The 541-nt window shown below is 61.6% G+C and carries 1 protein-coding gene and 1 pseudogene; both read left to right on the top strand.

Going from position 1 to position 541, the window contains the following annotated elements; genetic code table 11:
• Positions 1-216, top strand: a pseudogene (gene gidA / locus B2W52_RS02340) (tRNA uridine-5-carboxymethylaminomethyl(34) synthesis enzyme MnmG); the annotation flags it as partial.
• A 9-nt stretch (positions 217-225) separates the two neighbouring features.
• The coding region (locus tag B2W52_RS02335) for a 16S rRNA (guanine(527)-N(7))-methyltransferase RsmG (RefSeq protein WP_286801111.1) at positions 226-541 on the top strand (316 nt) is incomplete at its 3' end.

Here is a 541-nt window from a genome sequence, read left to right as displayed (position 1 = left end):
GAGCGGCTCCGTAAAAACGAGAACACCGCCCTGCCGGTGGATCTGGATTATGACGTCATCGGCGGCCTGTCCAACGAGATCAAGCAGAAGCTCAAGACCGTGCGGCCGGAAACCGTGGCTCAGGCCTCACGTATCCAGGGTGTGACCCCGGCGGCGGTGAGCCAGATCCTGGTGCACCTGAAAAAGCGCGACCTGCTGCGCAAACAGTCGGCCTGATCCGCGCCCATGACCAAGTCACTCTGGCACGGCCAACTCCGGGATGGACTGGCCACGATGGGCCTGTCCCTGGATGAGGATCGGCAGGAAAAGCTGCTGGCTTTTCTGGGCCTGCTTAACAAGTGGAACCGGGCTTACAACCTCACTGCTGTACGTGATGAGCGTGTGATGGTGTCCCGGCAACTGCTCGACAGCCTGAGCATTCTGCCGTGGGTAACGACGGACCATCTTCTGGATGTGGGCGCCGGCGGCGGCCTGCCCGGTATTCCCCTGGCGATTGCCCTGCCCGAAAAACGCTTTACCCTGCTCGACAGCAACGGCAAGA

Source organism: Marinobacter sp. UBA2498 (genome assembly GCF_002341575.1).
GTDB lineage: Bacteria > Pseudomonadota > Gammaproteobacteria > Pseudomonadales > Oleiphilaceae > Marinobacter > Marinobacter manganoxydans.
The sequence above is the reverse complement of the archived record's forward strand: the minus strand, read 5'-3'. Positions and strand labels throughout refer to the sequence as shown.